Genomic DNA, 24682 nt, shown 5'->3' on the forward strand with positions numbered 1-24682 from the left:
GAGTCGCTTGACCGTTCCGCTTGCCCCGCTACGCTCGCGCCATGGAAACCGTCAGACTCGGCATCGTTGGGCTTGGAAACATGGGCAAGGCACACCTTGCAAACATTCGTGCGGGCAAAATCCCCGGCCTGCGCGTCACCGCGCTATGCGAGAGCGTCGGCACCCTGCCGAACCTCGTCGAAGGCGAAAAGGCCTTCACCGATGTCAATGCCATGATCCGCAGTGGCCACATCGACGCCATCCTCATCTGCACCCCCCACTTCAGCCACACCACCATCGGCATCGAGGCCCTCAAGGCCGGTCTGAATGTCCTCGTGGAAAAGCCCATCTCCGTGCACAAGGCCGACTGCGAGCGCCTCATCGCCGCCCACACCGACAAGAGCAAGATCTTCGCCGCCATGTTCAACATGCGCACCAACGCCTGCTTCAAGAAGGTCAAGGACCTCATCGACAGCGGCGAGCTCGGCGCCATCCGCCGCGTCCACTGGGAGGTCACCAACTGGTTCCGCACCAACTACTACTACGCCACCGGCGGCTGGCGCGGCACTTGGAAGGGCGAGGGCGGCGGCGTCCTCATGAACCAGTGCCCTCACAATCTCGACCTCTTCCAGTGGCTCTTCGGCATGCCGCAAAAAGTCCGCGGCTTCTGCCAGTTCGGCCGCTTCCATGAGATCGAGGTCGAGGACGACGTCACCGCCGTCATGCAGTACGACAACGGCACCACCGCCACCTTCGTCACCAGCACCGGCGAAGCCCCCGGCATCAACAAGCTCGAAATCTCCGCCGAGCAGGGCCGCCTCACCGTCACCGACGGCACCCGCATCCACTTCCAGCGCAACCGCCAGCAGATGAGCAAGTTCTGCATGGAGGCAGAGGCCGCCTTCGCCATGCCCGAAAGCTGGCACATGGACATCCATGTGGACCAGACCGGCGGCCAGCACATCGAGATCCTCCAAAACTTCACCAACGCCATCCTCAAGGGCGAGAAACTCCTCTCCCCCGCCGAAGAGGGCATCCGCAGCGTCGAGCTCGCCAACGCCATCCTCCTCTCCACCTGGCAGGACAAGACCATCGAGCTCCCCATGTCCTCAGCCGACTACGAAAACCTCCTCATTGAGAAAGGTGAAAAATCCACCTTCCAAAAGACCAAAGTCGTCGCCAAGGCCACATCCGACGACTTCGCCAAGAGCTTCCGCTAACAGCTCCGTCACCACTTCACCCAAAAAACGCCGCCCGGGAAACCGCGCGGCGTTTTTTTCGCCCACCTCGGAGGATAGCCGTCCCGGCTGTCCAGGAGAGACAGTGCCTCTGGCCTGTCCTTCCCACCCAAGCCCCCGCTTCGCGCACATCCACCGCACACTCCGCAGCAACCCCGGCACACCAATTGCTTGCAACCTTGGAATAAAATCGATCGTTCCTGCATCTGACAGCACGACATGCTCACCCGCCTCACAGCCCTGATCCTCACCCTCTGCATCGGACTCCCGATGTGCTGGTGCTGCGTCGCGGCTCCGCAGCAGAAAGAAGTCGCCAGTTGCTGCGCCAAAAAGCAGCACTCGGCATCCGAGCATTCCCAGGAGCCAAACTGCCCCTGCGCCAGGCACGAAACCGCACGCGATGTCGCCGCCACTTTCGTCAAAGCCCCCGCCCCTGCCCTGAAGCTGCTGGCTGCGCCCGTCTGGCACGCCCTTCCGCCCCTCAGCCTCACCTCAGCGGCTCTTTTCATTCATGCGCCCCGTCACGACCACGGGCCGCCCTTGCGCACCACGCCGCTCTATTCGCGGCACTGCGCTCTCTTGATTTGAAGACACGCACCCCGCGTCTGGAAGCCAGACGCTCCGGGCAGCCGTGATCTCAGCTCACGCTCTTGCGGACTCGACTTCGCCGCCCTCTAGACAGCCTGCCCGGCCGTCTGGCCTCACCGCCAGTTCAACACGCCACTCGATGGCACACCCGGCACGCGCATGCCTGCGCCGCACGCCGGAATCTTCAAAGCGGGCATCTCAGAAACACAAACAAACACATCCAATACCATGAAAACCATCCTCACCCTCATCGCCGCAGCCTCCGTCGCCGCCCTTTCCGGCACCGCACTCGCCGCCGGCAAGGCCTGTGAAAAGTGCTGCAAGGACAACTGCGCCGCCTGCTGCAAAGACAAGGGCAAGGTCTGCGGCAAAGACTGCTGCAAAGGCGAATAACCCCGGTCAAAACCACGCCGTCACCCGGAAACGGGTGGCGGCTTTTTCATAAGTGCTGCAGGCACTCTTGCCTGCTCCTCGCCGGAGTCAGCCACTCCCTCGAAAGCATCCGCTCAATGATTCGCCAGAAGGAAAACCTGCTTCGATAACCTTCCCCTACCTCTCTGCCGCCTGCTTGAGCGCCTTTAACGACGGCGCCCCCGTCAGCTTCGCCATCTCCGAGGCCACAATCTCCGCGCGCCGTGCCGCCTCCATGCGTTCCCTGGCCTTGGCCTGCACCGCAGCATTGTGCGTCTTGCGCAGTTTTTCAGCCACGGGCGAGTTCGGACTCTTGTCCGCTCCCGTAGCTGCCCAGTCGTGGGCAAACGAGTTCACCAGCCTCGCCAGCTCGGCATCATGCTGCTCCAGGTTTTGCATCACCTCATGAATTTCATCCGGCGTTGCCTGCGCATTCTCGGCCGAACTGCGTGACGCACTCTTGGAAGAGGGCCAGAAGATCAATGCCAGAAAACCAACCACCACCACAGCCACCACTCCGATGACCATCATGAGCTGTTGCTGCTGCGACGTCTGTCGGCCAGCCGGCTTTTGTGGCGGCGCAGCTTTCTTTTTCTCCACCACCGCCGGCATGCCGGGCGCACGCACACCCGGCGCTCGCGGCACAGCCGGTCCCGGTGCACGCACTGCAGGTGCCGGCGAAGCAGGTGCAGCAGGCACACCCGCGCTTGGGCCTCCTCCCAATCGCAGGCCTCCCCCCAAACCTGCCCCCATGCCAGCTCGCGAGGCTGTTCCCACCCCGATGCCCAGATCGATGGCCATGACATCACCTGGAACCGACTCAGGTTCCGCTGCCTGCTTCATCGCTACATTGATGTGCGCACGCAGCTCTCCCGCATCCTGATACCGCTTATCCGGATCGGGGTCGATGGCTTTGCCGACGATCGCATCCCACCGCGTCGAAATTTTGGCAAACTCCGTGACCGAGCACCGCGGCTCTCCCGGAATCGTGCCGGTCAGCATTTCGTAGAGCACCACACCCGCCGCGTAAATGTCCACCCGATGGTCCACCACGCTGCCACCACGGATCTCCGGCGCAGCATAGTCCGGCGTGCCAAAAGGATTCTCCTGCTCCGCTTCGTCAGACACGGGCCGCGCCAGTCCAAAGTCCGCCACTTTCACATGGTCGCTGTCATTGACCATGATGTTCCCCGGCTTGATGTCACGATGAATGATCTGGTGCTCATGCGCAAAGGCCAGCGCCTCGCACAGCTGCATCGCCAGGTTCGTCGCCTTCCGCAGCGAGAGGTTACCATGATGAATCAGTTCATGCAGCGTGCGTCCTTCGATCCATTCCATCACCAGATACAGGTGCCCCCCGCTCGTGATGCCAAAGTCATACACCCCCACAATGTTCGTGTGGTTCAGCTTCGCCATTGCTCTCGCCTCCACCTTGAACCGGTCGGCAAACTCTTTTTCCGCCCCAAACTCCGGCGGCAGGATTTTCACCGCCACCCTGCGGTCCAGGCTCTCCTGGTAGGCCCGGTACACCGCGCCCATGCCGCCGCATGCCGCCAGCTTTTCAAACTTAAACTGCGGCAGGTACGCGTCCATCGCCTCCAGGCTCGGGACATCAAATGAAGGCAGCTCGCTGGAGGTGGTTTCTTCGGACATGCTTGATTCATAACCTTCTACAGCATCCGCCGCGAGGAAAAAATCTTAACAGCGTATCCTGTAATGCACGCTCAGCGCACAGGCTCTGCGGCCGCCGTCGGTTCGGCACCAGCCCTCGCTGCGCCAGCCACGCTTTCTCTCAGCGCTTTCATGGACGGTGCCGTCTTCAGCTTTGCCAGCTCCCCCGCCACGAGTTCCGCCCGTTTCGCCGCTTCCTCCTTGCCTGCGGCAGCACGTTCACGCGCCTTTTGCAAAACAAGCTCGCATTGCTCCGCCCGCATTTTTTGCGCCGCCGTGCTCGCACGCCCCTGGATCGCCTCGCTCTGCGCATCGTAGGCCTTGCGCAGCGTCTTGAGCACCTCCGGCCACAGCGCGTCTGGCTCGTCCAGTGGCTCATGGTTCGCGATGTGCGAGATCTCACTCAGCACAAAATCACGCTGCTGCGGCATCAGTCCGCTCAGGCTGCGTTGCAGCGCCGGGATGTATTTTTCAGCAAGCCCCTGCATTTCAGACGTGGTGTCCAGCTCCGTGTTGGCCAGCCACTGGGCGGCGAAATCCATGACCATTCCCGCCAGCTCCGCGTCCTTTTCGTCAAGACGCTGAATCACCTCGGCGGGGGTTTCCTGGCGTGGCATGGCCTTCGGTGTCTCCACCGGCTTGGCCTCAGGCATTGCAGCCGGAGCAGGCACCGGCGCCACGACGACCTTCTTTTCAGCCGGAGGCGGTGCCGGCTCAGGTTTCATTTCAGGTTCAGGCGCAGGCACCACCACCACCGGCTCAGCCTTCTTCTCCGGTTCCACCACCCTCTTCTCCTCGGGCTTCGGCACAGGCTCCTCAGCCTTGGGAGGAGCGCTCGCGATGTCCGGCTTCTGCGGCGACTCACCTCTGAACATCATCCCTAGCACGATGCCGACGACGATCACCGCCGCCCCGATCAAAACCAAATGCGGCGGCTTGAGTCCGGCCTTGGCTTTCGGCTCGTCCTCCACCACTGCCACCACCTTCACCGCCTGCGCAGCCTGGTTGATCAGCATGGCGATGTGCGCACGCAACTCACCCACGTCTTGAAAACGCCGCGCCGGGTCGGCATGCGTCGCCCGGTCAATCAGTTCATCCCATTTCGGAGACAGCGGGGCAAACTCCGTCACCGAGCGTCGCGGCTGCTGCGGCACTCGCCCCGTCAGCATCTCATACAGCACCACCCCTGCGGCAAAAATGTCCGCACGCTGGTCCACCGCACCTTTGCCGAGAATTTCAGGAGCCGCATAGTCCGGCGTCCCGTAGGGGTTTTCTTCCACCTCGCCCGTGATCGGCCTCGCCAGCCCAAAGTCCGCCACCTTCACCTGATCATCTTCGCTGATCATGATGTTCCCCGGCTTGATGTCGCGATGCAAAATTTTGTGGTGATGCGCAAACGCCAGCGCGTCGCACAGCTGCATCGCCAGGCTGGCGGCCTTGCGCACTGGAATGCTGCCGTTTTGGATCAGCGTGTGCAGCGTCTGCCCCTCCACCCATTCCATCACCAGGTACAGGTGCCCTTCCTTGGTGATGCCAAAGTCATACACCCCCACGATGTGCGTGTGGTTCAGCTTCGCCATCGCCCGCGCCTCCGACTTGAACCGGTCGGCAAAGTCCTCATGCCGCCCAAACTCCGGCGGCAAAATTTTGATCGCCACCGGCCGGTCCAGGCTCACCTGCCGCGCACGGTACACCGCCCCCATGCCACCAAAGGCCGCCAGTTTCTCAAAGGCATACTGCGGCAGCAATGCGTCCATCTCCTCGACAGTCGGGACTTCAAACGGCGGCTGGTGCTGAGCTGGAGATTCCTGGGACATGAAAAAAAAGCGGCGGACTCTTACCGATACGCACCCGGACAGCGAGTAAAATCACCGGCACCATTTTACCTTTCCAAGCCGCACACTGAAAAGCTGTCGCCCCGCTGACGGCCGTTTGCCTCGCACGAAAAGAGACAGGGCATAAAAAGCGACGATTCAATGTACCCCTGTTTGGTACTTTTGTCATGCACCCCGCCTCCAAAAACGTTCTTGGCGCAGATTATGCATGGAGGGAGGTCGCGCCAAATCCCCCCGGTGCATGCCAGTCGAAATGCGACGTCACCCCTTGAAACCTCACCCTCTTCACCTATGCCCCACTCACCTGTCTCCGAAGAAAAGCTCGTCGGCTTCCCCGCACGCTGCCAGTCCCTTCGTCAAAAGCTCCGCGTCTCCAGGCCCGAGCTCGCCAGCTGGCTCGGCGTCGGCCGCAGCTACGTCAGCGTCATGGAAAAAGGCCGTCTCGCCCCTTCCCGCCCTGTATTTCAGCTGATCGAAAAACTCGAAGCTGCCGCCAACTTGAAACAGCTCGCCATGCACATGCCTCAGCCGGACACCAGTGCCGCACCCTCCCCGGTCATGTCAGGCCTCCCCCCGGAAGCCATCGCCGCTTTGGACCGCCTCGTGCAGCCTGCGGAAGAAACCCTCTCTGCCCCCTTCCCAGACGCCCCAGCTCCCTCCATGCCCGAAGAAAAACCTCTCCAGCGCGGGAAAAACGCCTTCGCCCTCCGCGTCGCCGCCCTGCGTGAAAAAATGGGCGTCACTCGTCCCAAGCTCGCCCAGCGCCTCGGCGTCTCCCGCCAGTACGTCACCAAGATCGAAAATGGCGCCCACGCCTCCCTCCCCGTCATCAAGCTCATTGAAAAGCTCGAGGCCGAAGTCCTTCATGGCACCGCCGCCACAGCGCAGCCCACCCTCCACGAGACTCCTGCCGCAGCCCCGGCCTCGCCACCGCTCACCCAGCCTCCCGCTGCGCAGGAAGCCCCCGCAGCTCCAGCCACGCTGCCGCCCGTGTCCGCCATGCCACGCATCAGCGCGCTCCCCGTGCTCACCATCCCCGCCGCACGCGATCTCACCTCCCCCAGCCTCGCCGCCTTCGCCGCCACCGAGCACTTCGCCTTCAGCGTCACAGATCCCGACGCCTTCGCCATGCGCCTCGCCGGAGACGCCATGCTCCCTCAGCACCACGATGGCGAGCTCGCCATCCTCTACCCCAACACCGCCCCCCACACCGGCAACCGCGTCATCGCCCGCCTCAGCGACAGCCTCGGCGGAGACATCCTCTTCCGCATCTACAGCACCGCAGACCACGGCCACTCCATCGTCCTCTCCAGCCTCAATCCCCTCTATCCCCCCGTCACCCTCACTCCCGACGAGATCACCTGGCTCTACCCCGTCGCCACCACTGTCCGCCAGATGCTGCACTAACTCTTCAGCCCACGACTCCACCTCAGGATCGACACCTCTAAAATCAAAAATCGATTGATCATCAATCGTCAATCAATCCGGTCCACCTGCGGCTGAATCGCACGTCCCTTCATTTGGCTTTCGCCATTCGGATTCTGTCACCCGCATGGCTACCCTCTTGCCCTTCCCGCCCCCCAGCGCGAATAAGGGTACATGCTCCCCCGCACCCTCGCCCTCCTTCTCCTGGCGGTCCCGTTCTCATCCGCCGCAGACATCCAGCTCTCCCCCTCGGGTCCTATCTCCACCCCGCAGGCAGCACGCGATGCCGCACGCGCCGCCCCCAAGCCCGTACACATCGTCGTAGCCCCCGGCACTTACCCTCTTACCGAAACCCTCACCCTCGGCGCTGAGGATTCCCAGGTCACCTGGTCTGGCAAAGACGCCACCTTCACCGCCGGCAAACCCATCACCGGCTGGCAAAAAACCGATGGAGGCCTTTGGAAAGCCACCCTCCCCGACAAAGCCTGGACCTTCGAACAGCTCTGGATCAATGGCCGCCGCGCCACCCTCGCCCGCTCGCCCAACAAAGGCTACTACCACATCACCGAAGCCGTCGGCGCAGGCGTGTTCCCAGACCTCAAGGAGAACATGAACTTCCACGCCTTCTCCATCGCCAAAGAGCAGTACGACGTCCTCAAATCCATCCCGCAGCCCGAGCGCGACCACGTCCTCCTCACCGTCACCCACGCCTGGGCCGTCGGTCAGTGCCGCATCAAAGAACTCAACGACGAAGTCCTCGCCGTCCGCATCAAAGGCCGCTCCCGCTATCCCTTCGTCGAGTTCGAACCCGACCAGCGCTGGTGGGTCGAAAACTTCCGCGCCGCCCTCGATGCCCCCGGCGAATGGTTCCTCGATCGCGCCAAAGGCGAAGTCCTCTACCTCCCCCTCCCCGGCGAAGACATGACCAAGGCCGAAGTCATCGCCCCCGTCGCCGACAAATTCCTCGCCATCAAAGGCGCACACAATGTCAGCTTAGAAGGCATCTCCTTCCAGCACAGCAATCACCTCTACCCCGCCGAAGGCCTGCACGATACCCAGGCCGCCACCACCACCCAGGGCAGCATCGAGGTCGAAGACTCCACCAACATCCACTTCACCCACTGCGAAGTCTCCCACACCGGCCTGCACGCCCTCTGGTTTAAAAACGGCTGCTCAGACTCCACCGTCAAGCACTGCCACCTGCACGACCTCGGCGGCGGCGGCGTCTATGTCGGCGAAACCGGCCGCCCCGCCGACGAGCGCGTCAATCACCACATCACCGTCACCGACTCCATCATCCACCACGGCGGCCGCCTCCACCCCAGCGCCTGCGGCGTCGTCTTCACTCACACCCAGCACAGCTCCGTCACCCACTGCGACATCGCTGACTTTTACTACACCGGCGTCAGCGCCGGGTGGAATTGGGGCTACGGCGACACCGCCTCCCGCGAGACCACAGTGGAGAACAATCACATCCACCACCTCGGCTGGGCCTACCTCAGCGACATGGGCGGCTACTACGGCCTCGGCACCTCCCCCGGCACCATCGTCCGTGGCAATCACGTCCACCACGTTGCCAGCCACCGCTACGGCGGCTGGGGCCTCTACAATGACGAAGGCAGCGCCGACACCCTCATGGAAAACAACCTCGTCCACGACACCTGGAACGCAGGCTTCCACCAGCACTACGGCTACTTCAACACCGTCCGGAACAACATCTTCGCCTTCGGCCACACCGCGCAAATTCAAGCCTCCCGCAACGAAGCCCGCCTCCGCTTCCGCTACATGAACAACATCGTTGTCTGGGACCCCGCCTCGCCACTCCTCGATGGCGGCGAATGGAACTGGAAGTTCTTCGACAAACCCGAGCGCGGCGATCCCAAAGACAGCCTCGTCTTCCGCAAAAACCTCTACTGGCCCACCGACGGCAAAATCCCCGCCACCCTCACCAAAACCCACTTCACCTGGGACGAATGGCGCAAGATGGGCCGCGACAAAGAAAGCCTCTTTGCCGATCCCCTCTTCGAAGACATCGCCAAACGCGACTTCCGCCTCAAGCCCAACTCCCCCGCCGAAAAAATCGGCTTCAAGCCCTGGGACCTCACTCTCGCCGGTGTGAAAAAAGACGACCCCGCATGGCGCACCCTCGCCGCCAAGGGCCACACCTACCCCGCCTGGGACACCGACGCCAAACCCTGGCCCGCCCCCGCATACAAAATCAATCAAGACTTCGAGCACGCCGCCCTCGGCACTCTCGGCATTCGCAGCGCCAAAAACACCCACGAAAACAAAGGCGAATCCATCGGCGTCACCGACGAAGTTTCCTCCCCCTTCACCCCCGGCTCCAAACGAAGCGTAAAAGTGCAAGACGCCCCCGACCTCAAACACAGCTACGATCCCGTCCTCGACATCTACCCCACCACCTGGGACACCACCGGCACCTTCCACGCTGAGTTCGATGTCATGGCCCAGCCCGGCGCCGACTGGTTCTTTGAGATGCGCGGCAAAAACCTCGACTTCGGCAACGGCCCCTACCTCCGCTGGCAGAAAGACCAGCTCGCCGCCAGCACCGACGGCAAAGTACAGCTCATCAAAATCCCCGCAGGCGAATGGTTCCACGTCTCCATCACCGCCGCCACCACCGCAGGCAAATGGTCACTTGAGCTCACCCGCCAGGATGGCACCAAACACTCCTACCCCGACCTCGCCTGCAAACCCGCCTGGTCCAACGCCGGCTACCTCCTCTTCAGCTCCCTCGGCACCACCAAGACAGCCTTCTTCCTCGACAACCTCAAGCTGGAGCAGCTGAAATAATGCCATCGGCATCGGCTGCGGGAGGTCCATCTTTTCTCGGATTCCGCCTCATGCTGCACTTCATCATCAGTGCAAGTGCTCAGGCTTCCAAAATCTCAACGCTTCTTCTAGAGCCTCCTTCACCGGCCGCATCTGCACACCCGCCTCGATCAGTTTGTTCGTTTCCAGAATGCAGTTCGAACGCGCTGCATCGGCGGCATGTGTGTAAAATTCCAGGTCGTTCTTCCAAAAGGCGAACGCTTTGTCAGGCCGGAGAATTTCTTGGATTCTCTCAACCACCTCCGAAGTTGTCACATACCCAGGGTTCGTGACATGGTAGATGCCAAAGGGAACTCTTTGCTTCCAGCAATCAAGACAGGCATTGGCAAAATCCATCCGGTGCGACAGCGAATTGACATTGGAGTATAATTTTTCGTACCTCAGCAGCTTGGACAGGTAGTTTTTAGGATGATCGAAATGATCGAAGGGCAGACGCGGCCGCCACAAATAGCATTCCCCCAGATCTGCAATGGCCTCCTCCGCCAGAGCCTTGGATCCGCTGTAAAAGCTGCACTTCGATTGTCGAAAGGTGAAATTGGGGGCATCATCCTCGCTGAACCCCCGAATCATGTTTGGAGACCTGTTGATAATCTCTCCCACCACGTCTTGGGTGAGATCAGTCTCCACATTCCACCCATGGGCGCCGTTCAAGTACGCCCCGTTATACAGGCAGCCTGAAGAGACGTGCCCGAAGGGTATCTCCAGCAAGGAGCATGCATGCGCCAGGGCAATGGGCCAGAGAACATTCCCATCGAGGGTTTCCCCTCGGGCTTTTTCACACGCGTCCACATTGGGCCTTCCTGTGTAGCCGGCGGCATTGATGACAAATTCAGGCTGATGAACACGCAGCCATTCAGTGAGAGAGGAAAACCTTGTATGGTTCGCTTCGCTCCGGGGCAGAGTGGTGTACTTCTCTCCACGCTGATCGAGGATGGTCTGAAATGCCCGGCCAAGGTACCCGCTGCTGCCCAGAAGGAGGATCATTCGCGTGAATATCTATGATGGGTGACGTTACGAGTGAACATGAAGGAGCTGCACTCCGGTGTAGTTTGTGTCTCTCTCAACCAGCCGAGATAAATGATCATGGCAGAATGCCTCTTCCTTTTTGCTGAAACGATGTTCATTTCAGGCCGGTGCAATTTGTTAGTCCGATCGACGAATTAATCAAGCATGTCGGCACTTAGCATGTGCATCACAGGCCGGAATGCACGTTGCACTCAACGCAGCCTCAGCACATGGCGTTAATGTCAGGCAAAAAATAGACACGCTCACCCGCCATGAAGTCGAAGACACCGTCTCACGCAGACAATGGGGCCGCTCAGCCGTTCGGACAATGTGACAAGATTTTTGAGAGTTGGTCTTTCATCCCCCGTCACAGAACCCGGCGCCCATTCTCTGCACGTAGAGCAGCCCGCCCCCGACGAACCCCATCCCCTCTCGGAGCCACGTAGCGGCGGCACAAATTTCCGCCCCCGTTCTCACTCCCCGTCCAAAATCACTCCCCACGCGCCTCTCATAGTCCTCCCATGACACGCCGCCTACTCTTCCTAGCCGCCCTTCTGGCACTCCCTCTCCACGCCGCCACTGAGGCAGACATCTGCATCTACGGTGGCACCAGCGCAGGCGTCATCGCCGCCGTGCAGGCATCCAGAGAAGGCCGCTCCGTCATCCTCGTCGAGCCCGGCCAGCACCTCGGCGGCATGAGCGTCGAAGGCCTCGGCGGCACCGACATCGACAACCACAAGGAGTTCCAAAACAGCCCTGCCGTCGGCGGTCTCACCCTCGAGTTCTACCGCCGCATCAGCGCACGCTACCACCGCGAGGCCAAGTTCGACGAGATGGTCCGCCAGCGTCTCAAAAACTCATCCCTCTGGGGCTTCGAACCCCACGTCGCCGAATCCGTTTTCGACGACTGGGTCCGCGAATCACCCCGCATCACCGTCCTCCGCGGCCACCGACTCAAAGAAAAAGACGGCGTCACCAAAACCGGCCCCCGCATCACCGCCCTCCACTTTGAAAACGGCACCGAGGTCCGCGCCCGCATCTTCATCGACGCCACCTACGAGGGCGATCTCCTCGCCTTCGCAGGCATCAGCTTCACCGTCGGCCGCGAGGGCAATGCAAAGTACCAGGAAACCAAAAACGGCATCCGCACCGACACCCACCACGGCCAGTTGGATAAGCGCATCGATCCCTATCTCACCCCCGGCTCACCCGCCAGCGGCCTCATCTTCGGCGTGCAGGACTCGCCCCTCGGTCAGCACGGCACCGCAGACGAAAGCATCCAGGGCTACGCCTTCCGTCTCTGCCTCACCAAAAACCCCGCCAACCGCATTCCCATCGAAAAGCCCGCCGCATACGATCCCGCTCACTACGAACTTCAGCGCCGCTACATCGCCGCAGGCGGTGTCATCTCACCACCCGGCGCCAATCTCCCCAATGGCAAAACCGACCCCGGCTCCTGGCACTCCCTCGCCGGCAACTTCACCGGCTGGAATCATCGCTACCCCGTCGCCACCTACGCCGAGCGCGAGCACATGCTCCGCACCAGCCGCGACTACATCCAGGGCGTTTACTGGTTCATGGCCCACGATCCCGCCGTCCCCGAGGCTCAGCGCACCACCTGGTCCGCATGGGGCCGCTGCAAAGACGAATTCACCGACAACGACGGCTGGCCCCGCATCTTCTACATCCGCAATGGCCGCCGCATGGTGAGCGACTTCGTCCTCACCGAAGCCCACGTCCGCAAAGCCGACCCCGAACCAGTCACCGACAGCGTCGGCCTCATCTGGTGGCCGCCCGATCTCCACCATGCCCGCCGCATCGTCAAAGACAGCCGCGTGTGGAATGAAGGCGCCGTCTTCAATGAATCCAAGGAAGCCGACTGGATCCCCTGCGGCATCCCCTATCGCGCACTCGTGCCCCACACCTCCGAGTGCACCAATCTCCTCACCCCCACCTGCCCCTCCTCCAGCTACGTCGCCTACGGCGCCTACCGCATCGAGTTCACCTTCATGATCGCCGCCCAGTCCGCCGCCACCGCCGCCTCCCTCGCCCTCGATCATTCCCAGGACATCCAGCAAGTCAGCTACCCCGCCCTGCGCACCCGCCTGCTCAAAGACGCACAGATCCTTTCCGTCCCGCAAAAATAAACGACACATCTCCCGCCCACAGCCCCCATCATTCCACCGTCAAAACCACACACCTCCGGACATTAGTGTGAGATTAGTGGTTAAAACCTGCTCCTATCCACCATGCGTCACATGCACCGCCGCACCTTCCTCACCGCCTCTCTCGCCGCCGCCCTTCTCCCAAGAGCCCACGCCGCAGACGTCGCCACCGCCGCCGCACAGGCCCACACCGAGATCTGGCGCCGCTTCATCGACAAATTCGGCATCATGATCGACTTCGCCGACCTCGACGGCTCCGTCTCACTCCCCACCCCCGAAGAACTCCGCGCCGGCAAACCCAACGCCCTCGGCTGGTGGGCCCCCATCGAAAACGGCGCCATGTTCAATGGCCTCTACATGGACGCCGCCCTCCTCCGCTGGCAGCGCACCCGCTCCACGGAAGACGCCACCAAGGCCCGCAAGCTCATGCAGGGCCTCCTCCTTCTCAACTCCATCAGCGACGTCAAAGGCTTCGTCGGTCGCGGCGTCGCTGAGGACGGCAGATCCCACTACCCCATGGGCTCCAATGACCAGACCCTCCCTTGGTTCCTCGGCCTCTGGCGCTACTGGAGCTCCGCCCTCGCCACCGCAGAAGAAAAACAACGCATCGCCCAGCACCTCGTCGAGACTGCCGAGGCCATTGTCGCCATGAAATGGCAGATGCCCGCCGAACAGCCCTTTGGCAAACGCGGCGGCTTTGGCGGCTTCAGCTTCGACAGCTCACCCCGCCTCCTCTTCGTCTGCAAAGCCCTCCATCAAGTCACCGGCGACGCTAAATGGGATCGGCTCTACCGCACCTCTCTCGCCGAGCGCGGGGGCAAGGAAAACCGCACCCGCCTGGAGATCTGCCAGCACGGCATGGTCTTTGAATACGCCCGCTACCACACCTGGACCTCCTGCACCTGTGTTGGCGCCGTGCGTGCACTGTGGGAGATGGAGAAAGATGACACCATCCGAACCGCTTATGCCCAGGGACTGCAGGCCAGCGCCGACCTCGCCTTCAAGAGCCTGCCCATGGCGGAGAAATTCGGCAACGCCGACACCTCCCACTTCGAGATGAACTGGCGCGTCATGAATGCCGACTGGAAACCCCAGCAGACCGAACAGGAGGCCCAGGACCTCGCCCACCTGCAGTTGAAAAAGTTCCTCAAGGTCGCCCCACGTCGCAGCAAAGAAACCGAGTTCGTCCGCGAGCCCACCGCCGCCGCCTGGGTCGTCACCCTCGCACCCGACTCCGCCATCCTCAAATCCCGAGCCGCTGATGTCGAGCGCGTCATCGCCCATTACGACTACTCAAAACTCTACTACTCCCAGTTCTTCTGGTCAGACTCCGCCTGGGAGCGCTTGCAAACACTCAAGTGATAAGGCAAATCTCTGCCCTGTCATGAATGCATCGGTGATCATTCGCCTGCTGGATCAAACCGACTCAGATGTTTTGGAGAACGTGGCGGCCGAGGTGTTTGACCATGCCATCCATCCGCGCTGGCTCGCAGAGTTCTTAGCCGACTCTCGGCATCATCTCGCTGTCGCATTGCTTGAAGGCCAGGTCATCGGCATGGCTTCAGCAGTTCATTACGTACATCCCGACAAGCCGCCCGAACTTTGGATCAATGAAGTCGGCGTCACTTCTTCCTATCGAGGCTGTGGGATCGGAAAACAGCTCATGCAAACCCTGCTCGCCCACGGCCGCACTTTAGGCTGCCGTGAATCCTGGGTTCTCACCGATGAAAGCAACCTCCCGGCCCGACGCATCTACGCGTCCTCAGGCGGCAGAGAGCACTCGGCCATCCTCGTGTCGTTTCAATTGGAATAAGCTCCTGCCCCCTCCCTCTATGACTAGCAGCGTCACCGAGCTCCCCTTCAATCGCTTCCTCGGCCTCGAACCATCCGCCGCCCCTGCGCAGTTCCTCCGCCTCCCCTCCGGCCCCCAATACCTCAACCACCTCGGCACCGTCCACGCCAGCGCTCAGCTCGCACTGGCAGAAGCCACCAGCGGCGAGTTCCTTCTGCGCGCTTTCGGTCCCGACTCCGGCGTCATCCCTGTCGTCCGCCGCCTTGAATCCAAATTCCGCAAACCCGCCCGCGGCTCACTCACCTCCACCGTCACCACACCGCCCGAAGCCCTCGGCCAGCTCCGCGCCGATCTCACAGCGAAAGGTCGTGCCACCATCAGCATCAACGTCGAACTCCACGACGCGTCCGGCACCCACACCCTCTCCGCCACTGTCGAATGGTTCATCACTAAAATTCAATGACCGTCGGTCATCTCTTCCCCACCGTCCTCAAAACACTCAACTCACCGTCCTCACCTGCCATGCCCCCCAAAACTGAAAACGCCGACCTAAGCAACGCCGAGTTCCTCAACACCCGGCTCAGCTCCGCCATCTTCAACGACGTCAATCTCTCAGCCGCCCGGTTTGTGAACGTCAACCTTTCGTCCTCACACCTCGAAGACGTCAACCTCACCGGCACCATCATTCGCAACGCCAACTGCTCCCACATGAGCATCGAAGACGCCTGCTACGAAGGCATGCGTATCGACGGCATCCTCGTCTCCGATCTGCTGCACGTTTATCGAAACCAGTCGTCATGAGTGCTCCCCACACCGCCTGGCACCTCACCACCGCACCAGACACCTCATCCCCCGGCTGCGACCTCGTCCGCCAGTGGCTGCGTGAGCACAATTGGGCGGTGAATCCATCCTTCATGGTGCAGCTTCAACAACCGGAACACGCTGTCCGCCCCCTCATCATCCTCGCTCATTCCGGCGATTCCGTCATCGGCGGCCTCTTCGCCGAAACCCAGCTCTCCTGGCTGCGCATCTCCATCATGTCCGTGCATCCCGCACACCGCTCCAAAGGCATCAGCGCCGCCCTGCTAGCAGAAGCCGAACGCCTCGCCCTCGAACGCGGCTGCAAACACGCCTATGTCGACACCATGGACTATCAGGCCCCGCAGTTTTATCTGGCCCACGGCTTCGAACAAGCCGGCCACATCCCCGACTGGGACTCGCACGGACACTCCAAAATGTATTTCACAAAACAGCTTCCTCTGCCGCCCTCTGCCCGAAAGGATTGTGATACCTCGCACGCTCATACCGCGATCCATTGAAAACAGGTCGATTCTCTTGCGTCTCAAACGCACCTCCCTGCTCTAGCCCCAAAGGGGCGTCGGACTCAGCCCAGGGCGCCGCGAGGCACGAGCAAGCCCTGGGTTCCCTCACGAAACATCGGGGAAAGCAAAACCAGTGCCTTCTTCACGCTCCGTGCCCTCCAGCAGCGTCTTCATCGCACCACCGCCACAGCCGCCCCGTCCGCTCACCAAATCCTCGCTCGCCCCTCCACAAGGCCTCCGGTGCCCATCCTCTCCTCATGGCCGCACTTCGCACATCCGTGCACTTCTGCGCTCCCCACCTCCACGCCACCCGCACACTCACCACCGTCCATTTCCGGCAGCAGCTGCACTCTTCCCCAGCCAGGCGTGCGGCATTTCGGGCACAGCACGGCCAGCCGCTCCGCCAGCTTGCACCCCAGCTCCGCAATCACCTCCATCCGCGTGGGGTTGAAAATCGCACGCATGTCCGTCTCCACCCAGGCCATCCGGTCGGCGGAATGTTTCACACACTCCCTGAACGCCGGCTCCAGCGCCCCCGCTGAATCCACCCCCTTGAACACTAGGTTTGAATCCACGCTCCGATTCGGACGCAGGATCAGACCATGCGCCGGAAACAGCGCCTTGGCCGCAAACTCCCTCAGTTCCTCCATCGAACCCACAGCCCTCATGGAAAAATTCGTTTTCGCACTCAGGCAAGACAGATGCAGTTGAAACCCATGCTGCCGGTCGATGAAATACAGCACCTCAAAATCGCTGGCTCTCCCTGCGAGAAATGGATGCGGCCCAAAGCTCCCCTCGCTCGCCAGCACAAATTTCACCTTCTCTCCCAGTCGCCGCAACGACATCTGGCACTTGCGCCGGGCACACTCGATCGCGTTTCCCGCGCGTGAGCCCGTGCTCGGAAAGCTGCCCAGCAGATCGGTGTCCACCGGACATTCGATCATGCTCGCCTTTAGGGTGTTCCAGAAGGGCGCGGAGAGCGCACCGGACTTCGCATGCTTCGTGCTCAGCACGATGCAGCTCCCCTCATACACCCGGCACAGTTTCAAAGGGCGGGTTTCCATGTCAGGTCCCGGTTGAGATAGTAGGTTGTGCGGTCATCCGGCTCGATGCAGGCCAGCTGCACCCACCCGTTGCCAAACAGCTTCTGCAGCACCGCCTGCGCCTGGATGATGCTGTCCAGCATCGCGCGCGGCGCATACACCACCGCCATCAGCCTTTGCGGCTCATGGTAGGCCTCCTCGTCGCTAAGGTGCACTGACTGCAGCGGCAGCCCCGTCATCAGGTCGCTCGCGTTCCCCTGCATGATCCCCATTTTCCCCGTGATGTTTTTGGTGATCTTGCTGCCCCCGCCATATGCCACGTTGTCCAGCGTCGAGAAGAGGTATTGCGTGTTGATCCACTCGGCCACCACCATCGGTGCCGTCAGGATCACCGTCAGCGCCCGCCCCTCGCTGTCCTGCGTGTAGTCGTAGGAGTGCAGAAAGCACCGCCCCTCCAGGTTCACCCCGGCGGTGATGTCACGCGGTGCCACGATGAAGGCGGCGTTTCTCGCCAGCCCCCATTCAGGCCGCACCTGCGCCCAGTCCTGCGCCCGCAGCCAGGCATGGTGCGCGTTGCCATTCTTCACATTCATCTGCTTCAGCCTCTCAGCACTGTTGATCTGCCGCGCCTTTTCCAGATCCTCCCGCAGCTTCTGGATCGCAGCATCATTGGCGTCGCAGAAGAGGGTCACTTCATCCGTCGTCGTGTTGTGCTCGGCCGCATAAAAGCGCGTCCCCTCCGGAATCTCGATCCCCTGCTTCGCCAGATGGCTCCGCACCTCGGCGCGGTTCATGATCCCCGCCAGGATCCGCGCGTTGCTCGCCCCATGCCGCCCGCCGCAGGCGCCGCAGTCCAGCGCCGTGGCATACGCGTTGTTCTGCGTCGTGCTCCCATGCCCGCAGAAGACCACCACCGGCGCAAAGTGGCGCGTCAGCCCCATCGTCCGCAGCGCCCCTTCCGCATACGCGCACTGCTCCGCCGTTGAGATGCTGTCCAGAGAGGGCTCCACTTCCGCTGGCTTCCGGATCATCCCGGACGCGGCCGTCCTGAGCTTCGTCGCCGCCTGCGGTGCCAGGCTCCTCAGCCCCATCCACACGCCGCTCGCCATCCCCATCGCCTCCACCAGCGCAAAGGGCGTGGTAAAGGTGTATTTCACAGACTGATACAGCCGCTTGAATCCGCTCAGTCTCTCATGGCCCTGGCGCTGCGCATGCAGTTCTTCATGCCCGCAGCAGCAGGGAGACTCCACCACCTCATGCTTCGGCGTCAGCAGCACCGGGCACGAGGCATGGGTGTCACCGGTCACCGCATCCGTGATCTTCACCGGCACGCCGAAGAATCCGGCAAACCCCAGCGTCTGGTAGTCCCCGGTGGACTCCAGCGCCCTCCGGAAAGGCTCGGAGCGCACGTCGATGCAGAACACCATCTGCGCCTTGGGCGCATGCGCCGGCTTGATCGGTTGCGCCGCCAGCTTGTCCAGCAGCGGCTTGCGGTATCCCTTCTCCGCCGCCTGCATCTTCACCAGCGGGCTCTCTGCCTTCTCCGCCTTTTTCAGCGCTTTGGCATGCCATTGCAGCAGTCCTTGGGCTTCCGGCCACAGCAGGCTGGTGATGACCAGCCGCATCGCCAGATAGTCCGTCTGTGTCACCGGGTGCGCATGGTCCGCCTCCAGCCCCGCCCATTCGGTGCGGTATTTCACATAGGCCGCCCAGCCCGGCAGCGTCGTCAGCATCAGGGTCGCAAAGGTCGCCAGTTCGTCATCCTCGATGCCCAGCCTGTTCAGGCAGTCCGCCGCCGCCTCTTCCGCGCTCTCGGGCAGAGCCTTCAGCCTTGCCTGCTTGTCCTTGTTGTGGCCATGCAGCTTGCTGTCATGCACCGCCAGCTGTTTCCAGGCCGCATACAGCCCCTGGCTCCGCAGCGGCATGGCAATCGTCGCCTGCCCCTGGTCAAAGAAGGCCTGCAGCCATTTGATCGTCTCGCGGTTCACCGCCAGCATCTCCTCTGGCAGGTCTGCTTGCTGAAAGCTCGCGGCTCCCGCTTTCAGCGCCTCTTCGATCGGCCTGTCCTCCAGACCTTGCAGCGGGTTCACCGCGATCAGGTTTTTCAGCGGCCAGAAGGGCGCTATTTTGCCAAACGCTTCTTTCGTCAGTTCGGCGGGGTGGGGTGGTTTTGTGGCAGTTTTCATGTCAGCTTTGAGTGGGTTCAGGGGTTTAGGCTCCTTGGATCGTTGGTTGATACTGGTAGTGGTTGCGGTGCGTCGTCACGGTGCTTGGGTGTGGCTGGCTGGCATTTAGTGCTGTGACATAATATTTCATCGCCCATTCATGGACTTGGCTGTCCGTCTTGCCTCGTGGCACCATCAGCATCGTCAGCCAGGCCGCTGCCAGCACCACGCATCCGGCGATGTGCAGCCCGTTCAGCGGCTGCGGCTGCATCAGCTCCATCGTTTCCATCTGCGCCACAATCAGGTGCACACTTCCTCCGTAGGCCAGCCCGGCGCAGATCGCCGCCGCCAGTGCCAGCGGCAGGCCCTTCAGCGGCTGCTGCCTCACCATCGGCAGCGCAAACTGGCTCGCCGCCAGAAAGGCCGCCACCATCAGCACCAGCGTCGAGTCTCCGGCGCTCCAGGACTTGCCGCTCGCGTAGCCAAATCCCAGGCTGCCCACCACACCGCAGATCAGCGCGCAGATCAGGCTGAGCAACTTCGGCGGGTAGTTGGGGTCCAGCCTTTTCTCCTGCGCCGCGCCACCGCTCGCCAGGAAGAGGTAGGCTTTGAACATCCCATGCCACACCAGGTGTGCCACCGCAGCAGGGAACAGCCCCAGCCCGCACTGCGCCAGCATGAACCCCATCTGCCCCATCGTCGAGCAGGCCAGCATCCGCTTCACATCGCTTTGCATCAGCTTCCACAGCGTCCCCGCCAGCGCGGTGATGATTCCAGCCACAAAGATCACGCTCAGCAGCCCGCTGTGCTTCAGGTAGAGCGGCGCAAACCTCGCCAGCAGAAACCCGCCCCCGTTCACCAGCCCCGCGTGCATGATCGCCGAGACGGGCGTCGGAGAGTTCAGCGAACTCGTCAGCCACCGGTGAAAGGGCCAGATGGCCGACTGCGTCATCGCAGCCACCAGCAGCAGCACCAGTGCAGGAATGATGAGACTCGACTCATTCGGCTTGTGCAGCAGCGCCTGGATGCTCGTTTCTCCGCTCGCCTGGTAGAGCAGCCAAAAGGCGGCCGCCATGCATACTGCGCCGAGCGTATAGTTCTTGGCCGCCAGCACTCCCGAGGCCCGCGCCGCCCTCCAGCATGTCTTATGCACCATCAGCCGCACCAGCAGCAGGTTGCTCACCATCCAGGCCGCCAGCAGCACCACCAGGTGGTTTGCGCTTACCATCACCGCCAGGGTCGCCACCAGCAGGCCTAGCTGGATGAAGAAGGCGCGGTATCTCGTGTCCCCCTTCAGGTAGCGGCCGGCAAAGCTGCCGACACACACACCGATGAATACCACCAGCGCCACCATGATGGCGGCCAGGGGGTCCGGATACAGCAGGGCTTCAGCTTGTTCGTGCGTCATGTTCATGTGTGTGTATTAGTTTTTCTTGGCTTACACCGGACACATATTAGCCTTGATAATATAAGAAAAGATCATTATTCTTATACATCACATTAGCTATTCTAATGATCTTCGACACCATCACCCTCCAATGCTTCATCGCCGTCGCTGAAACCGGCAGCTTCACCCGGGCCGCCGAGCGCGTCGGCAGAACCCAGTCGGCTATCAGCCAGCAGATGACCAAGCTCGTCTCCCTCCTCGGAAAGCCTCTCTTCGTCAAAGGCAGGCAGTTCGGCCTCACACCTGAGGGCGAAATCTTCCTCGGCTACGCCCGGCAGATCTTCGCCCTCCATCGCGAGGCCCTCGACCGCTTCACCACTCCCGAGCTCGAGGGCGAGGTGCGCTTCGGCCTGCCGGAAAACTTCGCCAGCGTGTACCTCTCCGAGGTGCTCGCCGACTTCTCTCGCATCCACCCCCGCATCCTTCTCAACATCGAGTGCGATCTCACCCTCAACCTCTTCGATCGCTTCAAAAAGAAGAAGTTCGATCTCGTGCTGGTAAAAATGAACCGGCCCGAAGACTTCCCCAACGGCCTCGATGTCTGGTCAGAGCCTCTCAAATGGGTCGGAGACCCCATTCTCATCAACCGCAAAAAACCCGTCCCCCTCGTCCTGTCTCCGCATCCTTGCGTCTATCGCGCTTCAGCCATCAAGGCCCTCGAAAAAGCCGGCCGCCCCTGGCGTCTCGTGTTTTCCAGCCCCAGCTACGCAGGCACCGTCGCCGCCGTCAAAGCAGGCATGGGCATCAGCGTCATGCCCCACACCATGATCCCCCCGGAGCTTCAGGCCGTCGATGCCTCACTCCTGCCAAAACTCGCCGACACCCACGTCTCCCTCCTCAAACACCGCGCCGACAATCCCGCCATCAACACACTGGAGGAATTCGTCCTCAAGCGCCTCAAGCACTGACATCATCCCCTGGCGGCCATCTCTCCTCCCTCATCGGCACCAGTTGCAACGTCAAAGAACTTGAAGGCAACCTCGCTCCCTTACCGCCTTTGGCAGCCGCAGGCCCGTTCGTGTGCACGGCTGCGATTGATTGTTGCAAGGAACTGTCCATGACAGGACACTAAACACTGGCCCTCAACCCCGTGTTCATGACACGCTTCCAGGCTCATCCGATTCTCAGGTGTGGATATAGGCCCCCTATGTTCTCATCGAGTCGCTCCATGAGATGTGAATACTCATCCTCCGTCAGTCCTAGGTCAGTCAGAAGGTGGCGATCGACTACCAGACGCCCTCTCCGGTGCAGAAGCAGTTGTAGCCTCCCGCGATACCCCCGGCCAGACAGCGAACCAATCTCTGCCCATGGATAGAAGCGACGGCCATAATGCACTCCCTGTGAATCGATCCGCAACTCCACGCGAAAGTCGGTCAGATAGTATCGAGTCAGCATGGCGCCGAGAAAAGCGAAGAAACTCAAGAAGCCCATGGGTAAGAGGCCAAATAAGAGCTTCCTGGGATCATGCCAGACGGCGACCCACTGCGGGAAAAGGCGGACAAGAAAGAACGAGCAGAACGCGAACAACGCCATCCCCGTGATCAATACGGGAAGACGCCGGTAATGGCAGGTCCCAGTGCAATAGACTTCGTGGGTCATGGTGATCATGTTGAGTGGAGCGGACGGAGAAAAGCTGAGCGGCGACTGCTGGCCGGGTTAGGCCTTGTGGCGTTCATCTCGCTGCCAGCGATAAAAAGTATAAACCGCCTGCACAATGACAGCGAGCAAGAGAACCCCATAGATGCTCAGCGACCAGACTGTGCCATCTGGAGGATCAATGACAATGAGCAGAAGCAGGAACACAGAAGTCCAAAGCGTGCGGATGAATTTTTGGCGGTAGGAAAGCCGCCAATACGAAAGAGAATGCCCTTGGTCGTTGTCTTCGTTCATGGGGGGGCGTGCTTCATGATGACCTGACGTTCGGCTCAGGCGACGGCGGGTGGGGCTGGAGCGGCATAGCTTGCAGAAGGCAGCCCGAAGGTCACCGCTGGAGTCACAGTCCACCGTCGATCACATGACGAGTGCCATACGAGCCCCCTGCTTGCATCTGTTTTGTTCGGCCAGTGTGAATGGGTTTCAGCGTTCGGTGCGCCAGCGCTAGGATGGAACCGGGGATGTCAACTGATCAGCCTTTGTGCCATTCGGTGCCGTCCGCGAACTTCACCCAGATGGGGGTTGTCGTGATGCGAACTGTTCCATCGGGAATCCACGCATCATCCAAACCAACAACTGCATCGTCCTTGGCCTCGGGAGCGAGCAAGGGATCGGCCGGTGGTTCCGCGCCTGTCATGCCCCACTTGTGAAGATCTCCTGTAATGTCTTTGCCTGCTTGATCGAAGCACTGATACTCGAACTCAATCCCGTTGATGCCTTTTTGGGTCTGGTTGACGATTCCGACTTTCGGTAGCTTTGCTCCTTCCACTTTCACCATTGCAATGAAACTAACGGTAATGGGAGCATTGGCGGCTGCAGGCACCGGAGCGGCCTTGAGCTCAGTCTTGGACTGCGTGGTGACTTCTGGTTTGTCTGCTGATGCCGGGACCGACGTCGTATTTGATTTGGAGCAACTGCAAATGAGGAAGACAAGGATCGAAAACAAGCTGTTTCGAGTGAACATAAGGCGAAGAATGGAAGGAGTTGCCGAACTTCTTGATGAGAAACAATTCTGTCGAGCACGTCAACAACATCACGGGGCACAGATTTGTCGAGTACCAAGGGGGGCAGGTTCATGGGAGTTGCTTCTGACGCACCCACCCCGTACTCTGCACGCTATGAAACACCTTCTTCCGCTCGTCCTCCTCGCGACATCATCCGCATGGACCCAGGACCTCTCCGCCCAAAAGCACAACGTCCAAAACACCGCAGAGAAAAATCAGGTCGAACTCCACCTCGACCAGCCTTACGCCGCCAATGACAACCCCAAGCAGAAGGTCGATCTCTACCTCCCTAAAAAACGCAACACCGACAAGCCCCTCCCCGTCGTCGCCCTCATCCACGGCGGCGGGTGGGTCAACGGCGACCGCCTCGGTTACGCCGCCGCTGCCATCCAGTTCGCCCGCACCGGTGACTACGCCGCCGTCGCCGTCGGCTACCGCCTCACCAAGGAAGCCCACTGGCCCGCCCAGATCTACGACTGCAAGGCTGCCATCCGCTGGATCCGCGCCCATGCCAAGGAGTTCAATCTCGATCCTGACAAGATCGCCGTCATGGGCAGTTCCGCCGGCGGTCATCTCTCTTCCCTCATCGGCACCAGTGGCGATGTCAAAGAACTCGAAGGCGACCTCGGCCCCAGCACCACCTTCAGCAGCCGCGTCCAATGTGTCATCAACCTCTGTGGCCCCGAAGACTTCACCCAGGCCCTCATGTTCGACAAAGACAATAAGCCCGTCGTCAAAGACGACGCCGTCTCCGGTCTCCTCGGCGGCACCTATGAGGAAAAGCATGAGGTAGCAGTCGCCGCCTCTCCAGTCACCTACGTCACCGACGACGATCCTCCCTTCATCACCTTCCACGGCACCGCCGACAAACGCGTCGCCTTCCTCCACGCCGAAGCCATTCATGCCGCCCTGAAACAAGCTGGCGTCCCCTCCCTGCTCATCCCCATCACCGACGGTGGCCACGGCTCCGTCAGCCATCCCGACGTCATGGTCCGCGCAAAAATCTTTATCAGCAACACCCTCCGGGGTGAAAACGCCACCATCGACATCACCGCCATCCCCGCGCTGCCAGAAAAGAAAAAGTAG

Annotated in this window: 22 protein-coding genes; 13 read left to right on the forward strand and 9 right to left on the reverse strand. The window is 61.3% G+C overall.

Going from position 1 to position 24682, the window contains the following annotated elements; all coding sequences use genetic code 11:
• The first annotated feature begins 41 nt into the window (after positions 1-41).
• From ACZ5WW_RS10235 to ACZ5WW_RS10245, 3 genes are all read left to right on the forward strand, one after another.
• Positions 42-1199: a Gfo/Idh/MocA family protein gene (locus tag ACZ5WW_RS10235; RefSeq protein ID WP_377164524.1), complete on the forward strand. Its 1158-nt coding sequence runs from the start codon at positions 42-44 to the stop codon at positions 1197-1199.
• 237 nt (positions 1200-1436) lie between these two features.
• A complete protein-coding gene (locus ACZ5WW_RS10240) occupies positions 1437-1805 on the forward strand; it encodes a hypothetical protein (protein WP_377164522.1) in 369 nt (122 codons plus the stop codon).
• A gap of 228 nt (positions 1806-2033) precedes the next feature.
• Positions 2034-2198, forward strand: coding sequence for a hypothetical protein (locus ACZ5WW_RS10245; protein WP_377164520.1), 165 nt, complete (start codon positions 2034-2036; stop codon positions 2196-2198).
• A gap of 156 nt (positions 2199-2354) precedes the next feature.
• On the opposite strand, the gene ACZ5WW_RS10250 is transcribed toward ACZ5WW_RS10245, so the two are convergent.
• Positions 2355-3869, reverse strand: coding sequence for a serine/threonine-protein kinase (locus ACZ5WW_RS10250; protein WP_377164518.1), 1515 nt, complete (start codon positions 3867-3869; stop codon positions 2355-2357).
• Between the two features lie 71 nt (positions 3870-3940).
• On the reverse strand, positions 3941-5704 hold the full coding sequence (locus ACZ5WW_RS10255) for a serine/threonine-protein kinase (RefSeq protein ID WP_377164516.1): 1764 nt from the start codon (positions 5702-5704) through the stop codon (positions 3941-3943).
• A 309-nt stretch (positions 5705-6013) separates the two neighbouring features.
• Between ACZ5WW_RS10255 and ACZ5WW_RS10260 the strand changes: the two genes are divergently transcribed.
• Entirely contained in the window at positions 6014-7129 is a 1116-nt protein-coding gene (locus ACZ5WW_RS10260) for a helix-turn-helix domain-containing protein (protein ID WP_377164514.1), read from the forward strand.
• A 192-nt stretch (positions 7130-7321) separates the two neighbouring features.
• Positions 7322-9961 carry a right-handed parallel beta-helix repeat-containing protein gene (locus ACZ5WW_RS10265; RefSeq protein WP_377164512.1) on the forward strand — a complete coding sequence of 880 codons (2640 nt, stop codon included), beginning with the start codon at positions 7322-7324 and terminating at the stop codon, positions 9959-9961.
• A gap of 66 nt (positions 9962-10027) precedes the next feature.
• Here the strand turns inward: ACZ5WW_RS10265 and ACZ5WW_RS10270 are convergent, their stop codons facing one another.
• A complete protein-coding gene (locus ACZ5WW_RS10270; RefSeq protein WP_377164510.1) occupies positions 10028-10984 on the reverse strand; it encodes a sugar nucleotide-binding protein in 957 nt (318 codons plus the stop codon).
• Between the two features lie 542 nt (positions 10985-11526).
• Here ACZ5WW_RS10270 and ACZ5WW_RS10275 point away from each other — a divergent pair.
• From ACZ5WW_RS10275 to ACZ5WW_RS10300, 6 genes are all read left to right on the forward strand, one after another.
• Positions 11527-13152 (forward strand): FAD-dependent oxidoreductase, encoded by a 1626-nt coding sequence (locus ACZ5WW_RS10275; protein ID WP_377164508.1) that lies wholly within the window; start codon positions 11527-11529, stop codon positions 13150-13152.
• 111 nt (positions 13153-13263) lie between these two features.
• The gene (locus tag ACZ5WW_RS10280; RefSeq protein WP_377164506.1) at positions 13264-14532 is read left to right on the forward strand and encodes a hypothetical protein; all 1269 of its coding nucleotides are present in this window, start codon (positions 13264-13266) and stop codon (positions 14530-14532) included.
• A 22-nt stretch (positions 14533-14554) separates the two neighbouring features.
• The gene (locus ACZ5WW_RS10285) at positions 14555-14983 is read left to right on the forward strand and encodes a GNAT family N-acetyltransferase (RefSeq protein WP_377164504.1); all 429 of its coding nucleotides are present in this window, start codon (positions 14555-14557) and stop codon (positions 14981-14983) included.
• Positions 14984-15002: 19 nt separating this feature from the next.
• Positions 15003-15425, forward strand: a complete 423-nt coding sequence (locus ACZ5WW_RS10290) for a PaaI family thioesterase (protein ID WP_377164502.1) — start codon at positions 15003-15005, stop codon at positions 15423-15425.
• A gap of 59 nt (positions 15426-15484) precedes the next feature.
• The gene (locus ACZ5WW_RS10295; protein WP_377164500.1) at positions 15485-15763 is read left to right on the forward strand and encodes a pentapeptide repeat-containing protein; all 279 of its coding nucleotides are present in this window, start codon (positions 15485-15487) and stop codon (positions 15761-15763) included.
• Complete coding sequence (locus ACZ5WW_RS10300) at positions 15760-16281, forward strand: GNAT family N-acetyltransferase (RefSeq protein ID WP_377164498.1); 522 nt, start codon at positions 15760-15762, stop codon at positions 16279-16281. The genes ACZ5WW_RS10295 and ACZ5WW_RS10300 overlap by 4 nt, the downstream gene beginning before the upstream one ends.
• Positions 16282-16487: 206 nt before the next feature.
• Here the strand turns inward: ACZ5WW_RS10300 and ACZ5WW_RS10305 are convergent, their stop codons facing one another.
• From ACZ5WW_RS10305 to ACZ5WW_RS10315, 3 genes are read right to left on the reverse strand one after another with little or no spacing between them, the layout of a single operon-like run.
• Entirely contained in the window at positions 16488-17348 is an 861-nt protein-coding gene (locus ACZ5WW_RS10305; RefSeq protein ID WP_377164496.1) for a DUF6671 family protein, read from the reverse strand.
• Entirely contained in the window at positions 17330-19513 is a 2184-nt protein-coding gene (locus tag ACZ5WW_RS10310) for a DUF2309 domain-containing protein (RefSeq protein ID WP_377164494.1), read from the reverse strand. The genes ACZ5WW_RS10305 and ACZ5WW_RS10310 overlap by 19 nt, the downstream gene beginning before the upstream one ends.
• A gap of 25 nt (positions 19514-19538) precedes the next feature.
• Positions 19539-20900 (reverse strand): proton-conducting transporter transmembrane domain-containing protein, encoded by a 1362-nt coding sequence (locus tag ACZ5WW_RS10315; protein ID WP_377164492.1) that lies wholly within the window; start codon positions 20898-20900, stop codon positions 19539-19541.
• 104 nt (positions 20901-21004) lie between these two features.
• On the opposite strand from ACZ5WW_RS10315, the gene ACZ5WW_RS10320 reads away from it, so the two are divergent.
• On the forward strand, positions 21005-21847 hold the full coding sequence (locus ACZ5WW_RS10320) for a LysR substrate-binding domain-containing protein (protein ID WP_377164490.1): 843 nt from the start codon (positions 21005-21007) through the stop codon (positions 21845-21847).
• Between the two features lie 205 nt (positions 21848-22052).
• Here ACZ5WW_RS10320 and ACZ5WW_RS10325 read toward each other — a convergent pair whose 3' ends face one another.
• The 3 genes from ACZ5WW_RS10325 to ACZ5WW_RS10335 all read right to left on the reverse strand — a co-directional run bounded on the left by ACZ5WW_RS10325 (position 22053) and on the right by ACZ5WW_RS10335 (position 23556).
• Positions 22053-22538, reverse strand: coding sequence for a hypothetical protein (locus tag ACZ5WW_RS10325; protein WP_377164488.1), 486 nt, complete (start codon positions 22536-22538; stop codon positions 22053-22055).
• A gap of 57 nt (positions 22539-22595) precedes the next feature.
• Positions 22596-22829, reverse strand: a complete 234-nt coding sequence (locus ACZ5WW_RS10330; RefSeq protein WP_377164486.1) for a hypothetical protein — start codon at positions 22827-22829, stop codon at positions 22596-22598.
• A gap of 235 nt (positions 22830-23064) precedes the next feature.
• Positions 23065-23556, reverse strand: a complete 492-nt coding sequence (locus ACZ5WW_RS10335; protein WP_377164484.1) for a hypothetical protein — start codon at positions 23554-23556, stop codon at positions 23065-23067.
• Between the two features lie 154 nt (positions 23557-23710).
• Between ACZ5WW_RS10335 and ACZ5WW_RS10340 the strand changes: the two genes are divergently transcribed.
• The gene (locus ACZ5WW_RS10340; protein ID WP_377164482.1) at positions 23711-24682 is read left to right on the forward strand and encodes an alpha/beta hydrolase fold domain-containing protein; all 972 of its coding nucleotides are present in this window, start codon (positions 23711-23713) and stop codon (positions 24680-24682) included.

It is taken from the genome of Prosthecobacter fluviatilis (assembly GCF_055388355.1).

Coding starts and splice junctions, on each gene's coding strand:
- ACZ5WW_RS10235 (WP_377164524.1), top strand. CDS start 42: ATGGAAACCGTCAGACTCGGCATCGTTGGGCTTGGAAACATGGGCAAG.
- ACZ5WW_RS10240 (WP_377164522.1), top strand. CDS start 1,437: ATGCTCACCCGCCTCACAGCCCTGATCCTCACCCTCTGCATCGGACTC.
- ACZ5WW_RS10245 (WP_377164520.1), top strand. CDS start 2,034: ATGAAAACCATCCTCACCCTCATCGCCGCAGCCTCCGTCGCCGCCCTT.
- ACZ5WW_RS10250 (WP_377164518.1), bottom strand. CDS start 3,869: ATGTCCGAAGAAACCACCTCCAGCGAGCTGCCTTCATTTGATGTCCCG.
- ACZ5WW_RS10255 (WP_377164516.1), bottom strand. CDS start 5,704: ATGTCCCAGGAATCTCCAGCTCAGCACCAGCCGCCGTTTGAAGTCCCG.
- ACZ5WW_RS10260 (WP_377164514.1), top strand. CDS start 6,014: ATGCCCCACTCACCTGTCTCCGAAGAAAAGCTCGTCGGCTTCCCCGCA.
- ACZ5WW_RS10265 (WP_377164512.1), top strand. CDS start 7,322: ATGCTCCCCCGCACCCTCGCCCTCCTTCTCCTGGCGGTCCCGTTCTCA.
- ACZ5WW_RS10270 (WP_377164510.1), bottom strand. CDS start 10,984: ATGATCCTCCTTCTGGGCAGCAGCGGGTACCTTGGCCGGGCATTTCAG.
- ACZ5WW_RS10275 (WP_377164508.1), top strand. CDS start 11,527: ATGACACGCCGCCTACTCTTCCTAGCCGCCCTTCTGGCACTCCCTCTC.
- ACZ5WW_RS10280 (WP_377164506.1), top strand. CDS start 13,264: ATGCACCGCCGCACCTTCCTCACCGCCTCTCTCGCCGCCGCCCTTCTC.
- ACZ5WW_RS10285 (WP_377164504.1), top strand. CDS start 14,555: ATGAATGCATCGGTGATCATTCGCCTGCTGGATCAAACCGACTCAGAT.
- ACZ5WW_RS10290 (WP_377164502.1), top strand. CDS start 15,003: ATGACTAGCAGCGTCACCGAGCTCCCCTTCAATCGCTTCCTCGGCCTC.
- ACZ5WW_RS10295 (WP_377164500.1), top strand. CDS start 15,485: ATGCCCCCCAAAACTGAAAACGCCGACCTAAGCAACGCCGAGTTCCTC.
- ACZ5WW_RS10300 (WP_377164498.1), top strand. CDS start 15,760: ATGAGTGCTCCCCACACCGCCTGGCACCTCACCACCGCACCAGACACC.
- ACZ5WW_RS10305 (WP_377164496.1), bottom strand. CDS start 17,348: ATGGAAACCCGCCCTTTGAAACTGTGCCGGGTGTATGAGGGGAGCTGC.
- ACZ5WW_RS10310 (WP_377164494.1), bottom strand. CDS start 19,513: ATGAAAACTGCCACAAAACCACCCCACCCCGCCGAACTGACGAAAGAA.
- ACZ5WW_RS10315 (WP_377164492.1), bottom strand. CDS start 20,900: ATGACGCACGAACAAGCTGAAGCCCTGCTGTATCCGGACCCCCTGGCC.
- ACZ5WW_RS10320 (WP_377164490.1), top strand. CDS start 21,005: ATGATCTTCGACACCATCACCCTCCAATGCTTCATCGCCGTCGCTGAA.
- ACZ5WW_RS10325 (WP_377164488.1), bottom strand. CDS start 22,538: ATGACCCACGAAGTCTATTGCACTGGGACCTGCCATTACCGGCGTCTT.
- ACZ5WW_RS10330 (WP_377164486.1), bottom strand. CDS start 22,829: ATGAACGAAGACAACGACCAAGGGCATTCTCTTTCGTATTGGCGGCTT.
- ACZ5WW_RS10335 (WP_377164484.1), bottom strand. CDS start 23,556: ATGTTCACTCGAAACAGCTTGTTTTCGATCCTTGTCTTCCTCATTTGC.
- ACZ5WW_RS10340 (WP_377164482.1), top strand. CDS start 23,711: ATGAAACACCTTCTTCCGCTCGTCCTCCTCGCGACATCATCCGCATGG.